Genomic DNA, 14,228 nt, shown 5'->3' with positions numbered 1-14,228 from the left:
CCCTTCGTTGTGAGTGCGCGCTTCGTGGTGAGCGCGCGGGGATGCGTGGGAGCGTGGGAGCTTCGGTGTGCCGGTGCCGGTGCCGGCGCTGGTGCCCGGTCAGCCGGTCGGGGAGGCGAGCAGGTCGACCTGGCCGTCGAACTGCCAGAGCGGGTTCGGCGCGTCGCCGGCCCCGGTGTGCACCAGGAAGTAGCCGTTCACTTCCTTCGGGCCGTCCCCGTCCGCCATCACCCGCCCGTCCGAGGCGACGTCCAGCTGGTAGATCGCCGTCCCCGGAGCGGCAGTACCGGGCAGGTGCCAGGTGACGGTGCAGCGCCAGTCGTTGCCCGGCCCCTCCGGGTCGACCTGGCCGTCGCCCCGGCCGCAGTCCGCCGTGACCCGCAGGTCGGCCTCGGTGACGGTGGGGCGGTGCAACTGCTCGGTCTGCAGCCGGTACAGGTGCGCGAACACGGTGGTGACCGTGCGCTGCACCTTCGCCTGGGTGATCCCCGACCCGGTCGAGGGCGTGGCCACGGCGACCGCGCCGAAGGTCAGCGCCAGCAGCCCGGCCAGCGGGGCCGCCCCGAAGGCGAGCGCCCGGCGACCGCCGCCGTCCTCGCTGCCGTTGGTGAAGTCCCGCCGGAGGAACAGCACACGGGCCGCGGTGGTCGCCACCACCGCCCACACCAGGCTCACCGCGACGGCGATCAGCAGCTCGGTCAGACGTGCCGGATCGGCGAACAGACCGTTCCACGAGACGAAGGCGTAGCCGGGCAGCGCGAGGCGCAGCGCCACCGGCAGCGGCAGCATCTGGGCCAGCTGCATCGCGACCGCGGACAGCGCGGGGACGAGCAGCCCCATCGGGGAGCGACCCAGGGCGACGGAGCCGAGCAGCCCGAGCGCCGCCAGCGCCAGGGTGGGCGCCAGCGCGCAGGCCCAGGCCAGCAGGACCGACGCGGCCGCGTCGGACGGGGCCAGCTGGTGCCCGTCGACGCCGACCAGCGGCCGGTTGCCGACCGCCGCCAGCCCGCCGACCGTACTGGAGGCCACCAGCCCGGCCACCAGCAGCGCGAGCACGGTCGCGCCCGCCAGGGTCTTGGCCAGGAAGATCCGCCGCGGCGAGCGGACCGCCACCAGCAGGTGCCGCCATGTCCCGAGGCGGTCCTCGGCGGCGAACACGTCGCCCGCGACCACCGAGGTCAGCAGCGGCAGCGCCCAGGAGCCGGCGAAGCCCAGCACCACCAACGGACCGGCCCAGCCGGTGGCGTGCATCCAGCGGCCGAACAGGGTGTCGGAGGGCAGTGTCCCCTGCTGGGCCACGGCCGCCACGAACAGCCCGGGCAGCGCCCAGCAGGCCAGCACCAGCAGGCGGATCCGCCACTGCGAGACGAGCTTGACCAGCTCGAAGCGGTACACCCGGCCCACCGGCACCCGGCGCGTCGCGGGCCCGGCGGCCGGACCGGCCGCCGCCTTCCCGGCCGTGACCGTGCTCATCGCCCGTACTCCTGCTGCTCCTCGGTGCGCTGCTCCTCGGTGAGGGCGAGGTACGCGGCCTCCAGCGGCGACACGACGGGGGCGACCTCGCGCACCCCTACGCCCTCCCGTACCAGCGCCGCCACCAGCTGTTCGACGGCCGGCGCGGTGGCGCGCACCACCAGGACCTCCGTGCCGCGCCACGCGACGTCCCCGTCCAGGACCGTCACCCCGGCAGCCCCGGCGGCCACCAGCCGCGCGGTGCGCAGGTCGGAGGTGAGCAGCCGGTGGTCGAGCGCGCGGGTCTCGACGGCCAACGTGCCCAGCGGGCCGGAGAATCGCACCCGCCCGGTCGCGAGGATCGTCACCTCGGAGCAGAGCGCCTCCAGGTCGTCCATCCGGTGGCTGGACAGCACGACCGTCACGCCGTTGTCCGCGAGCCGGCGCAGCGCCCCGTGCACGTGCTGCTTGCCCGCCGGGTCCAGGCCGTTGGAGGGCTCGTCGAGCACCAGCAGCCGCGGCTCGGTGAGCAGCGCGGCGGCCAGGCCGAGCCGCTGTCGCATGCCCAGCGAGAAGCCCCGCACCCGGTCGTCGGCGACGTCGGTCAGCCCGACCTCGGCCAGCACCTCGTCGATCCGCCGGGCCCCGGTGTCCTGACCGCGCAGCGCCGCCAGCGCGGCCAGGTTCTTCCGGGCGGTCAGCGACGGGTACAGGCCGGGGCCGTCGACGAATCCGGCGACCCCGTCCGGCGCCGCGAGTGCCCGTCCGACCGGTCTGCCCAGCACCTCCAGCTCGCCGCCGTCGGCGACGGCCAGCCCGAGCAGCAGCCCCAGCAGCGTGGTCTTCCCGGCGCCGTTCGGCCCGGCCAGCCCGTGGATCCGCCCGGGTACCAGCTCCAGCCCGACCTCGTCGAGCGCCACGACGTCACCGAAGCACTTCGTCAATCCGCGTGCCCGTACGGCAGGTTGGGTGTCTTCCATGGCTCCTTCTCGCAGTCCCCCAGGGAAGGTAGGGGGTTGACGGGACGGAGTCGAGACCGCGTGGTTGAACACCGGTGGAACAGCTGACGGTCGTTCCGGAGGCTGCCGAGGGCTCAGACGGTGGCGAGCGCGTGCCCCAGGAGCGACATCGCGTCGGGCATCACCCGCCGCCAGAAGCCGTCCGTGTGCCTCGCTGGTGGACCAGACGCCGCCGGACAGACCGTACTCGGAGTCGTTGGCGATCCGGACGGCGTCGTCCTCGCCCTCGTAGGGGATGACCACCAGGACCGGGCCGAAGATCTCCTCCTGGGCGATCCGCATCGAGTTGTCGACGTCGGCGAACACAGTCGGAGCACCGGACGCTGGCCGGTATCGGCCAGAACGTCCCCCAGGAGGCGCCGACCGCCTTCGCCCAGGCCGTCGTCGACGCCGACCACCTCTGACGCCGGCCACCCCTGAGGCCGGAGCCCACCGGGCCGGGGCCGTTCCGTTCACCGCACGGGCCCCGAACCCGCGCGGAAAAACGGGCGGCGCCCGGCGAAGTGGACTGCTACGCTGGCGAACCAACCCCTTCGGAGGAGTGCAGCAGACATGGCGGGTGACGACGACATCTCCGGGTGAGACCCGGACTTGACGGCCGTTGCGGGTGCAGGGCGCCCGGTGCAGCGGTCGGACTCGTCGTACCCCAGTCCCCCTGTCTTTCCCGGGCCGGACTCGTTTCCGCCCGCTCACCTTCCGGGTCGTTCCCATGTCCTTCGCATCCATCGTCGCGTCCCAGCTGTCCTTCGCCTGGCCCGACGACACCCCCGTCTTCCAGAACCTCTCCTTCACCGTCGGCCCCGGCCGCACCGGCCTGGTCGCGCCCAACGGTTCGGGCAAGAGCACGCTGCTCAAGCTGATCGCCGGTCAACTGCGCCCGGCGGCCGGCTCGGTGACGGTCACCGGCACGGCCGGCTACCTCCCCCAGGACCTCCCGCTGACGGCCGACCTCACCGTCGCCGAGGTGCTCGGCGTCGCCGAGGTGATCCGGGCGATCGACGCCGTGGAGGCGGGGGACGTCGCCGAGGAGCACTTCACCACCATCGGTGACGACTGGGACATCGAGGAGCGCTGCCGTGCCCAGCTCGAACGCCTCGGCCTCGGCGCCCTGCGCCTCGACCGGGGCCTGGCAGCCCTCAGCGGCGGCCAGATCGTGCAACTGGGCCTCGCCGCCCAACTGCTCAAGCGGCCGGACGTCCTGCTGCTCGACGAACCCACCAACAACCTCGACCTCGGGGCCCGCCACCGGCTGTACGACGCGCTGGAGGACTTCGGCGGCTGCCTCCTGCTGGTCAGCCACGACCGTGCCCTGCTCGACCGGATGGACCGGATCGCCGAACTCGACTCGCACGAACTGCGGCTCTACGGCGGCGACTTCACCGCCTACGAGCAGGCCGTCCAGGCCGAGCGGGAGGTCGCGGAGAAGAACGTCCGCAACGCCGAGCAGGAGCTCAAGCGGGAGAAGCGGGAGATGCAGCAGGCCCGCGAACGCGCCGAGCGCCGGGCGGGCAACGCCGCCCGCAACCTCAAGAGCGCCGGGCTGCCCCGCATCTTCGCCGGGAACATGAAGCGCGGCGCCCAGGAGTCCGCCGGGCGGGCCGGCCAGATGCACGCCGCCCGGGTCGACGAGGCCAAGGCCCGGCTCGACGAGGCGGGGCGCGCCGTGCGCGACGAACAGCGCCTCACCCTCGACCTGTCCGGCACCAAGGTGCCGAACGGCCGCGACCTCTTCATCGGCGAACACCTCCAGGTGCTGCGCGGCGGCGCCCCACTGTTCGCCGGGGGCGGCGTCGACCTGACCGTTCGAGGTCCGGAGCGGATCGCCCTGTCCGGCGCCAACGGGGCCGGCAAGACCACCCTGCTGCGGCTGCTGGTCGGCGACCTCACCCCGGACGGCGGGCAGGTCAAGCGGGCCGACGGCCGGGTCGCCCACCTCTCCCAGCGCCTGGACCTGCTGGACCCGGACCGCACGGTGGCGGAGAACTTCGCCGCCGCCGCGCCGGAGCGGCCGGAGGCCGAGCGGATGAACCTGCTCGCCCGCTTCCTGTTCCGCGGCGCCCGGGCCCACCTGCCCGTCCGGGCGCTGTCCGGCGGCGAGCGGCTGCGCGCCACCCTGGCCTGCGTGCTGTGCGCCGAGCCCGCGCCCCAGCTGCTGCTGCTGGACGAGCCGACGAACAACCTGGACCTGGTCAGCGTCGGGCAGCTCGAAGGCGCCCTCAACTCCTACCAGGGCGCCTTCCTGGTGGTCAGTCACGACGAACGCTTCCTGGCCGGCATCGGCGTCGACCGCTGGCTGCGGCTGGCGGACGGCGAGTTGGTGGAGGGCGGCGCCCCGAGCGCGTGAACCGTGCGGCTCCGGTTCACCGGCGGGGCAGGCGTGGTCCTGCCACGCCGGCGGACCGGAGCCTCGCCTCGGTCAGCGCGGTCAGCCGGGCGGAGACCGGTGCCTGCTCCTCCCGGTGCCCGTCGATCAGCCGGTACTGGGTGGCAGCCCTGCTCCAGGCCTCCAGACTGCCCGGGTCCCCCAGCAGTCCGGGGTTGGCGAGGTAGCGGTCGGCCATGGCCGCGGCGAGTTCCTCGATCCTCGGGTCGTCCGGGTCCCAGTCCCGCGCCTCCCAGCCGCGCTGGGCCAGCTCGACGAACCCGGGGTCGTCGAGCTGGTGTTCCAGCTGGGTCAGGAAGCCGTCGAAGCCGTCCGGCACCAGTACCCGGGCCAGCACCAGGGCCTCGCGCTGGGCGGTCACGTACGCCGGGTCGAAGCCGAGGGCGGGCATCCGGTCGAGGGTCGCGCAGGCGCGGTCGGGCAACAGGGCCCGGTCACCCTCGGCGAGCCGGTGCAGTGTCTCCCTGCGCGCCGCCAGCTCGGCGATCCGTTCGGCGAGCCGCCGCTCGACGTCGGCGAGGGCGGCGGCGAAGTGCTCGGCGTCGGCGTCGAGCAGGGGCCCGATCTCGGCCAGTGGCACCCCGGCGGTGGCCAGGGTCCGGACCTGCACCAGCCGCAGCAGCTCGTCCGAGCCGTACCTCCGGTAGCCGGAGGCGTCTCGCCGTGGTTCGGCGACCAGTCCGTGCTCGTGGTAGTGCCGCACCGTCTTCACCGAGACGCCGAGGAACGCCGCCGCCTGACCGATCGTGACTCCGCTCATCATCTGCTCAGCTTCTCGTGCGTCCGGACCGGGCGGCCACCCGGCCCCCGGTCCGGCCCCCCGTCCCGATGCCCGCCGTTCAGTCCGTCGACGGCGCCGGATCGGCCTGCCCGCCGCAGAACACCTCGGCGACGAGCAGTTGCTGTGCCTTCTGGAAGGCCCCGGCGAGGGACAGGTCCGCGTCGTCCACGTAGTTCAGGCCGGCGGTCAGGATCCTGCTGCCGTCGGCCGAGCCGTACATCAGCGCGGCCGAGCCGATGGTGGCGCCGTTGTGGTGGTAGACGGTACCGCCCTCCGTTTCCTGGGCGAACACCCCCAGGCCGTAGCCGATGGTCGCCTCCGGCGTGCGCATCTCGCCCAGCAGCTCGGCGGGCAGGAGCCTGCCGCCCATCAGCGCGGAGAAGTAGGTGTGCAGGTCCCGGGTGGTCGAGATCATGTCGCCGCCGGCCGCGACCCAGGAGGGGTTGTGCCGGGTGACGTCGAGCGTCCGCTCCTGCCCGCCGTCCTGGTAGCGGTAGTAGCTGTGGTGGTGGGGCTCGGGGAGTTCCGGCGAGGCGCCCGGCGCCACGGTGCCGGTCATCCCCAGCGGCCCCAGGATCAGCCGCTGCAGCTCCTCGGCGAAGGACCGGCCGGTGACCTCCTCGATCACCAGCCTGGCCAGCACGTAGTTGGTGTTGGAGTAGCTCCAGCCCTCCCCCGGCGCGAACCGCGGCTCCTTGGACAGCGACAACCGGACCAGCTCCTCGGGCCGGTAGGTGCGGAAGCGGTCGTCCACCCAGGCCTTGCCCTGCCAGGCGACGCCGGGCACGACCGTCCCGTCCGCCAGGAGCTCGCCGGTGTGGCTGAAGACCCCGCTGGTGTGCTGGAGCAGCATCCGCACGGTGATCCGGCCGTCCAGCCCGAAGGCGGGCAGGTACTGCGCGGCCGGGGCGTCCAGCTCGATCCTGCCCTCCGCCACCAGCAACAGCACCGAGCCCGCGACGAAGCTCTTGGTGCTGCTGCCGATGCGGAAGTGCCCGTCGGTCAGCGGCCCGGCGCCGGAGCCCAGCTCGCGGGCCCCGGCGCTGCCGACCCACTCCCCCCGTTCGTCGGTCACCAGCAGCTGCACGCCGAGGACGCCCGACTCGACGATCTCCTCGATCGCCTGGCGCAGTTCCGGGCGGTCCTGGTCGGAGGAGGTGGTGGCGGTGGAAAGGGTGGTGGACATGGTGTTCCTCGGAGTCCGTCGGGTCCGGATCGGTGTCCGGCTGGTGTGACGAATCTCCACCCTGCCCCAGGGGCGGGCTCAAGTGTGTCCCGGGCCACAGCCCGGGCCTGCCGTCAGCCCGTGACCTCGACCGTGACGTCGTAACTGCGCTGGTCCGGCGAGCAGTTGAGGGCCTCGCCGCAGGCGGTGCGGGAGGCGGTGAGGTGCGCCGTGCCCGCGGTCCGGGCGGTGAAGGAGGTGGTGACCGTGCCGCAGCCGCCGCCCGGGCGGCAGGAGGGGGACGGCGCGGTGGTCGGGGCGCCGACGGACGCGAGGACGTCGCCGGCGGAGCTGGAGACGGCGGACCAGTAGGTGCCGTGCAATTGGATCGAGACGGTCGCGCCGGCGGCGACCTTCAGGGTGGTGTGGTTGGCGTGTTCGTCGGCGGTCACGGCGGCCGGGGTGCTCAGGGCCGTGGTGGTGGGCGCCGGGGCGGACGCGGCCGTCGCGGCCCCCTTGGAGCCGCAGCCGGTCAGGGCCAGCAGGGCGGCGGCGCAGGTCAGGGCGAGGGCGGCGGGTCTTCTCAGGTTCACGGTGGTTCCTCAGTGCAGGGGGAAAGCGGTACCGGTTGGACGCACCGCGCGCTGGATCGGATCCCCCCGGAACCGAAGAAACACACCGGGGCGGGCACGAGGCCCACCCCGGTGCGTCAGCGCGAGGAGATCGTCAGGAGACGGTCACGTCGTCGTAGTAGGTGTAGGTCGGGTCACCCGCGTAGTCGTCGTCGTGGTTGCTCAGGGTGAGCGTGTACGAGTGACCGGGGGTGACGGTCGCGCTCTGGTTGGTCCAGCTCGCGGCGGAGGAGCAGGTCTTGGCGAGGACCGTGGTGGTCGTGCCGGTGGTGTTGTCCTTCAGGGTCGCGGTGGCCCAGTCGTAGGTCACGGTGTCCGGGCAGGTGTTGCTGTACCAGAAGGACAGCTTGCTGGAGCCGGTCGGCGCGGTGAAGGTCTGGGCGGCGGTGGAGTCGGTGCTCGGGCTGCCGGAGCCGAGCTGCAGGCCGTAGCTGCCGCTGTGGGCGGCCGCGCCGAGGACGGAGGCGCTGCCGGTGGTGCTCCAGCCGGTCGCGTTGCCGTTCTCGAAGCCGCCGTTGGTGACGGCGCTGCCGCCCGAGGTGGACGACTCGGTCCAGGTGAAGGTGGTGTTGCCCGCGGCACCGGTGGAGTCGGTCGCGGTGACCGTCACGCTGGAGGTGCCGGCGGCGGTCGGCGTGCCGGAGATCAGACCGGTCGAGGAGTTGATCGACAGGCCGGCGGGCAGGCCGGTGGCCGAGTAGCGCAGGGTCTGGCCGGAGGCCGAGTCAGTGGCGTGGATCTGCAGGCTGGCCGCGGTGCCGACGGTGCCGGACTGGTTGCCCGGGTTGGTGACGGTGACCGTGTTGCCGTGGGTCAGGATGGCGTGCGAGATCGCGCAGGAGTTGGTGTCGTTCGACCAGCTGGCCTGCTCGGCGAAGGTGCCGTAGGAGCCGAAGGAGACGTTCGCGGCGCCGCCGGCCGAGCCGGGCTGGATCCAGGCGCACTCGTCCGAGTTCTCCTGGCCGTTGTACGAGCTGCCGCTCACGTGGTTGGTCCAGCCGCCGGCCGGGTTCTGGTCGGACATCATCTCGTGCCACTCGTGGCCGAGGGTCATCGTGTAGCCGTCCAGCGTGCCGGGCGAGTTGACGAAGCCGACGCCGCAGGTGGAGCCCTGGTCGATGTTGTACGGCTGGTTGGAGAACGCGATGTCGCCGTAGGGCGAGCTGGCCGCGCCGCCGGTGAGGGTGGTGTCGCCGTTCCAGTCGTGCCAGGCGCAGTACCCGGTGGTCGGGTTCTGGTAGTCGTCCGGGTTGGTGCCGTGCGGCGACAGGATGACGTAGTACGCGTCGCGGTTGGCGGCGGCCGTGGTGTTGCCGAAGTGGCCGGCGGCCTTGACGGCCTCCTGGGCCAGCTGGTTGCCGGTGGCCTGGGAGGGCGAGGCGGCCGCGTTGTCGTACCAGACGCCGGACAGCACGCCGCCGCTCTGGTACGGGATGAAGTTGGCGTTGGACGGGCAGCTGGTGGCACCGGTGGAGACGTTGGGGCCGTCGCACCACTGGGTCAGGTCGGCCGACCAGGTCTCGCCGTTGGTGCCGATGCCCTTGAACATCTGCTGGGTGGCACCGGCGGCGCCGGCCGAGTCGCCGGAGAACTTCGCGTTCCCGTTGGCGTCGGTGGTCTGGGTGCCCCACTGGGTGCCGTAGAAGACCAGGTAGACCTTGGAGTGGCCGCTCTGCACGCCTATGCCGTCGACGCCACCGCCGTAGGAGAGCGTCTCCTGGCCGGTGGCCGCCGCCTGGTTCTTGGCGGCGAGCCACTTCTTGTACTGCTCGTGCTGCTGCTTGCCCGGGACCGCGCCGTGGCGGTACGGGTGACCGTTCTGCGGGCTCCAGGGGTTGAACTCGTTGCCGGCGCTGCCCGAGGAGCTGGAGGCGCTGGAGATGTCCTGAGCGGCGGCCGGGCCGGCCGCACCGGCCAGGCCGGCGGCGGCGAGGGCGAGTGACGCCATGCCGGTGAGCGCTGCGTACTTCGCGCGCCGCATTCTGCGGGAGTGACCCATCAGGTGGGGGTGCCTCTCTCGTACCGATCGCCCGTACGGCTGGGGGCCGCGAACGATCCCTTTGTGGGGAAGGAGCAGACGGCGGAATCCGCCCGAACGCCAAATCCGGTCGTTTCTTCCGGGCAACCGGAATTGACTGTCTTTCGGTGGGGGCTGCCTGCTGGGCTGAAGGAAAGCAGAGTTGATGAACGCAGGTCAACGGCCAGGGGTAAGGAAACATTAAGAACGGCATCCGGGCAGGTGAAAAACCTGATCCGAGGTCACTCCGAAGGGCTCCGCATTCACTGAATAGCTGTCAGGAGACTGTTTTCACATTCAGTGAAACGTCGCAGTTTCAACATTTCCTCATGGGTGGGGGACGGTCGGTTCGACCACGACCCGGGCGGCGCGGAGCCGTTGGCGCGGGCCTCGTGGAGAGAGTTCCGGAAGGCCGGGCGGCGGCTCACCGACGGGGGGCGCGGCCCGGGGTCGGGCGCGCGGCGCCGAGGACCGGGACCGGACGGAACGGGACCGGGTGGCAGCGGGTCCCGTTCCGCAGGGCCTGCCGCTGCCCTGCGCTACAGCCGCCCGCCGGGGCTGTCCGCGGAGAGCCGCTGGGCCAGGTACACCGGGACGACGGAGAGCAGCACCAGCACCGCGGCCACCACGTTGACCACCGGGGCCTGGTTGGGCCGCGCCAGGTTGGCATAGATCCAGACCGGCAGGGTCTGGACGCCCGGGCCGGCCGTGAAGGTCGTCACCACGATCTCGTCGAAGGACAGTGCGAAGGCCAGCAGACCGCCTGCCAGCAACGCCGACCGGACGGCCGGGAAGGTGACGTACCGGAAGGTCTGGAAGGTATGGGCCCCGAGGTCCGCCGAGGCCTCCTCGGCCGAGGGGAACGTCCGGCGCAGCCTGGCGACGACGTTGTTGAAGACCACCACGATGCAGAACGTGGCGTGGCCGATGACCACGGTGAGCAGACCGAAGCCGATGCCCGCGGGGCCGAGGACGGTCCGGAACGCGGCGTTCAGCGCGATGCCGGTGACGATGCCGGGCAGCGCGATCGGCAGAATCACCAGGAACGACACCGTCTGCCGCCCGAAGAACCGGTGGCGCTGGACGGCGAAAGCGGTCATGGTGCCCAGGACCAGGGCCACCAGGGTGGCCCCCGCGCCGGCCTGCAGCGAGGTGAGGACGGCGCTGCGCGCGCCCTCGGACTGCCAGGCCCGTACCCACCACTGGGTGGTGAGCCCGGCCGGCGGCCAGGCGAAGGAGCGGTCCCGGTTCAGCGAGTTGAGCAGGACCAGCAGCAGCGGCAGGTAGACCACGGCGAGGCCCGCGACCATGGCCGCGCGCAGCGCGATCCGGGTGCGGCGGGAGAGGATCACGAGGTTCGCCCCCTACAGGGATTCCAGGGCACCGGTGCGGCGCACGGCGAGCAGGTAGCCGACGATCAGCACCACCGGTACGCAGGACAGTGCGGCGGCCAGCGGCAGGTTGAGCGTCACGTTGTCGGCGATGGCGGTGCCCAGCACCTGGGTCTTCCCGCCGACGATCCGCACGGTGACGTAGTCGCCCAGGCTGAGCGAGAAGGTGAACACCGACCCGGCGAACACCGAGGGCAGCACCTGCGGGAGGACCACCGAGCGGAAGGTCCGTCCGGCGGAGGCGCCCAGGTCGGCCGAGGCGTCGAGCAGGTTGGCCGGCAGGTTCTCCAGCCCCGAGTAGACCGGCAGGATCATGTACGGCAGCCACAGGTAGGCGAGGACCACGATCACCGCCGTGGTGCCGTACCCGGGGCTGGAGAGCCCCAACGGGCCGACCAGCCAGTCGAGTACGCCGCCCTGACTGAAGATGACCCGCCAGGCGTAGGCTTTCACCAGGTAGCTGGCCCACAGCGGGGTCAGCACCGCGACCACCAGCAGCTTGCGGGTGCGCGGCCGGGCGACCCGGGCCATGTAGAAGGCCATCGGGAACGCCACCACGGCGTCGATCACGGTGACCGCGACGGCGATGCCCAGTGTGCGCAGGGCGATGGCCCGGTAGACCGGCTCGGTGAGGACGGTGGAGAAGTTGGCCGTGTTCCAGACCCGTTCGACGTCGTAGGTGAAGTCGTCGACGGCCCAGAAGGCGGACAGCAGCAGGACGGCGAGCGAGCCCAGGTAGGCGAGCACCAGCCAGGCCATCGGCGCCGACAGCAGCAGCGCCAGCCGCAGTCCGGCCCGCCGGTGCAGGACGGAGGCCGCCCGGCGCAGCGGCCGGGCGGCCGTGGGGGGCGGGGCCATCAGCCCTTGATCTCGGTCCAGGCCGCCGTCCAGGCGGCGTAGTCGGTGCAGGCCACCGTACGGCCGTCCAGGCAGCTCTTGACCGGGGTGGTCCAGTAGTGGACGTCCTTCCAGTAGGCCTCGTCGGCGGCGTGGAAGGTGTTGCAGAAGTCCTTGTCCGTGGTCCGGTCGCAGGCCTTGGCGTTGGCCGGGGCCTCGCCGAACCACTGGGCGACCTGGGCGTTGGCGGTCGGTGAGACGATCCAGTTCATCCACTGGTAGGCGCAGTTGGGGTGCGCGGCCTTCGCCGACACCATCCAGGTGTCCGACCAGCCGGTGGCGCCCTCCTTCGGCAGCACCGCCTTGACCGGCGCGTGGTCGGTCTGCGCCATGTTGGCGATCACCTGCCAGGTGGTGCCGACCACGGTGTCACCGGTCTTGAAGGAGTTCTCCGACTTCTGGAAGTCACTCCAGTACTCGCCGATCGCCTTGTGCTGGGTCTTCAACAGGTCGACGGCGGCCTTGAGTTGGTCCTGGTCCAGGGCGTAGGGATTCTTGATGCCCAGCTCCGGCCTGGTCCTCATCAGGTACAGCGCGGCATCGGCGATGTAGATCGGGGAGTCGTAGGCGGTGACGTGGCCGCTGTAGGGCGAGGCGCCGTCGAAGACCACGCTCCAGGAGTCCGGGGCGGGAGTGACCTTGTCGGTGCGGTACATCAGCAGGTTGGCGCCGCGGCCGTGCGGGATGCCGTACATCTGGCCGTTCACCGAGTTCCACGGCTGGTTCTTCAGGCCGTCGAAGACGTCGGCGTAGTTCTGGACCAGGGCGGTGTTGACGGGGGCGACGTCGCCGGCCGCGATCAGCCGCAGGGTCGCGTCGCCGGAGGCCGAGACGGCGTCGTACTGGCCGGTCTTCATCAGCGAGACCATCTCGTCCGAGGTGCCGGCGATCTTCGTGTTGACCTTGCAGCCGGTCTGCTGCTCGAAGGGGTGGACCCAGTCGACGGACTTGTCGTCCGAGCCGTCCTCGGCGTAGCCGGCCCAGGCGACCAGGTTCACCTGGCCCTCGCCGGGGCCGAGGGACTGGAGCATCGGCAGTTTCGGCGGGTTCAGGCCACCGTGTCCGCTGGTCGATCCGGCCGTGCCGCCGCTGCCGCACCCTGCGGCGAGCAGGGCGGCGGCGGTGGCGGCGGCCGCGGTGCGGGCGATCCGGGAGATGCGCATGCGAGGTGTTCCGATCTTCGGGTCTTCGGGTCTTCGGGTCTTCGGGGGTGAGGGTTGTCGGGGGCTACGGGCCGACGCGGACGGTGTGCTTGCGCTGCCAGGCCAGCACGACGTCCGTGCCACGGTGGCGCAGGACGTCGGCCGAGCCCTCGTCGAGGTTCTGCCGGACGGCGGTCAGCCGTCCGCCGGCCTCCAGGTCCACCAGGAACCGGGTGTGGCCGCCCGCGTAGACGACCTCGGCGACCCGCCCGGTGGCCGACAGTTCGTCGGGCCCGGCGGGATCGTCCGGGTGCGCTATCCGGATCTTCTCCGGCCGGACGCTGAACAGCCCGGTCTCGCCCACGACCTGTTCGGCCGCCGCGCCGTCCAGCAGGTTGGAGGTGCCGACGAAACCGGCGACGAAGGCGGTGGCCGGGTGCTCGTACACCTCGGCGGGCGAGCCGACCTGCTCGATCCGCCCCGCGTTGAACACCGCCACCCGGTCGCTCATCGTCAGCGCCTCGTCCTGGTCGTGGGTGACGAACACGAAGGTGATCCCGACCTCGCGCTGGATCCGCTTCAGCTCCGCCTGCATCTCGTGCCGCAACTTCAGGTCGAGCGCGCCGAGCGGCTCGTCCAGCAGCAGCACCTTGGGCCGGTTCACCAGCGCCCGGGCCAGGGCCACCCGCTGGCGCTGGCCGCCGGAGAGCTGGGCCGGCCGGCGCCGCTCGAAGCCCTCCAGGCGGACCATGGCGAGCGCCGCACGCACCCGCTCCGCCCGTTCCGCCTTCGGCACCCGGCGGACCATCAGGCCGTAGCCGACGTTCTGTTCGATGGTCATGTGCGGGAACAGCGCGTAGTCCTGGAACACCGTGTTGACGTCGCGGTCGAACGGCGGGAGCGCGGTGACATCGACTCCGCCCAGCAGCACCCGGCCGGCCGTCGGCCGCTCGAAGCCCGCGATCATGCGCAACACCGTGGTCTTCCCGGAACCGGACGGCCCGAGCATCGCGAAGAACTCGCCCTCGCCGATCTCCAGGTCCACCCCGTCGACCGCACGGACCCGGCCGTCGAAGGACTTCGCCAGCCCTTCGAGCCGGACGGCGCCGGCGGGCCGGTCCGGGTGGGGCGGGCTGTCGTCGCTCTTCAACTCCGGTGGCCCCTCTGCTCGGTGTCGGCGGGACGGACGGATCGGCCGTCCCGGTCGGATCTTTCGGAACACTAGGAGAAGATCCGTTCCTTGAAAGATCGGTAAACCTCGGGGATTCGCCCGCTATCGGGGCGAAGGTCCTGGTCCGGTCCGCTCCCGCCGCAGCGGGAGGCGCGAGGTGGCCTGCCCCTGCCGGCAC

Annotated in this window: 11 protein-coding genes and 1 pseudogene; 1 reads left to right on the top strand and 11 read right to left on the bottom strand. The window is 72.1% G+C overall.

The window, feature by feature from the left end; genetic code table 11:
- Positions 1–99 precede the first annotated feature (99 nt).
- From HS99_RS03210 to HS99_RS48320, 3 genes and pseudogenes are all read right to left on the bottom strand, one after another.
- Complete coding sequence (locus HS99_RS03210; RefSeq protein ID WP_030550422.1) at positions 100–1,473, bottom strand: ABC transporter permease; 1,374 nt, start codon at positions 1,471–1,473, stop codon at positions 100–102.
- The gene (locus HS99_RS44535; protein ID WP_030279383.1) at positions 1,470–2,432 is read right to left on the bottom strand and encodes an ABC transporter ATP-binding protein; all 963 of its coding nucleotides are present in this window, start codon (positions 2,430–2,432) and stop codon (positions 1,470–1,472) included. Before HS99_RS44535 ends, HS99_RS03210 begins: the two co-directional genes overlap by 4 nt.
- Positions 2,433–2,675: 243 nt before the next feature.
- Positions 2,676–2,753: pseudogene (locus HS99_RS48320) on the bottom strand (aldehyde dehydrogenase family protein); the annotation flags it as partial.
- A gap of 427 nt (positions 2,754–3,180) precedes the next feature.
- On the opposite strand from HS99_RS48320, the gene HS99_RS03200 reads away from it, so the two are divergent.
- On the top strand, positions 3,181–4,815 hold the full coding sequence (locus tag HS99_RS03200; RefSeq protein ID WP_030550420.1) for an ABC-F family ATP-binding cassette domain-containing protein: 1,635 nt from the start codon (positions 3,181–3,183) through the stop codon (positions 4,813–4,815).
- Positions 4,816–4,831: 16 nt separating this feature from the next.
- Here the strand turns inward: HS99_RS03200 and HS99_RS03195 are convergent, their stop codons facing one another.
- From HS99_RS03195 to HS99_RS03160, 8 genes are all read right to left on the bottom strand, one after another.
- Positions 4,832–5,617 (bottom strand): MerR family transcriptional regulator, encoded by a 786-nt coding sequence (locus HS99_RS03195; RefSeq protein ID WP_030550418.1) that lies wholly within the window; start codon positions 5,615–5,617, stop codon positions 4,832–4,834.
- A gap of 76 nt (positions 5,618–5,693) precedes the next feature.
- The gene (locus HS99_RS03190; protein ID WP_030550416.1) at positions 5,694–6,821 is read right to left on the bottom strand and encodes a serine hydrolase domain-containing protein; all 1,128 of its coding nucleotides are present in this window, start codon (positions 6,819–6,821) and stop codon (positions 5,694–5,696) included.
- Positions 6,822–6,934: 113 nt separating this feature from the next.
- A complete protein-coding gene (locus HS99_RS03185) occupies positions 6,935–7,393 on the bottom strand; it encodes a protease inhibitor I42 family protein (RefSeq protein WP_030550414.1) in 459 nt (152 codons plus the stop codon).
- Positions 7,394–7,526: 133 nt separating this feature from the next.
- Positions 7,527–9,413, bottom strand: coding sequence for a putative Ig domain-containing protein (locus HS99_RS45730; protein WP_063737767.1), 1,887 nt, complete (start codon positions 9,411–9,413; stop codon positions 7,527–7,529).
- A gap of 575 nt (positions 9,414–9,988) precedes the next feature.
- Complete coding sequence (locus tag HS99_RS03175; protein ID WP_030279358.1) at positions 9,989–10,801, bottom strand: ABC transporter permease; 813 nt, start codon at positions 10,799–10,801, stop codon at positions 9,989–9,991.
- A 12-nt stretch (positions 10,802–10,813) separates the two neighbouring features.
- Entirely contained in the window at positions 10,814–11,698 is an 885-nt protein-coding gene (locus HS99_RS03170; protein ID WP_030279355.1) for an ABC transporter permease, read from the bottom strand.
- Positions 11,698–12,900 (bottom strand): ABC transporter substrate-binding protein, encoded by a 1,203-nt coding sequence (locus tag HS99_RS03165; RefSeq protein ID WP_030550412.1) that lies wholly within the window; start codon positions 12,898–12,900, stop codon positions 11,698–11,700. Before HS99_RS03165 ends, HS99_RS03170 begins: the two co-directional genes overlap by 1 nt.
- A gap of 64 nt (positions 12,901–12,964) precedes the next feature.
- Positions 12,965–14,029 (bottom strand): ABC transporter ATP-binding protein, encoded by a 1,065-nt coding sequence (locus HS99_RS03160; protein ID WP_046385608.1) that lies wholly within the window; start codon positions 14,027–14,029, stop codon positions 12,965–12,967.
- Positions 14,030–14,228 lie beyond the last annotated feature (199 nt).

Origin of the sequence: Kitasatospora aureofaciens, assembly GCF_001188955.3 — a bacterium.
Classification (GTDB): Bacteria; Actinomycetota; Actinomycetes; order Streptomycetales; family Streptomycetaceae; genus Kitasatospora; species Kitasatospora aureofaciens.
This window is presented reverse-complemented; position numbering and strand designations above follow the sequence as displayed.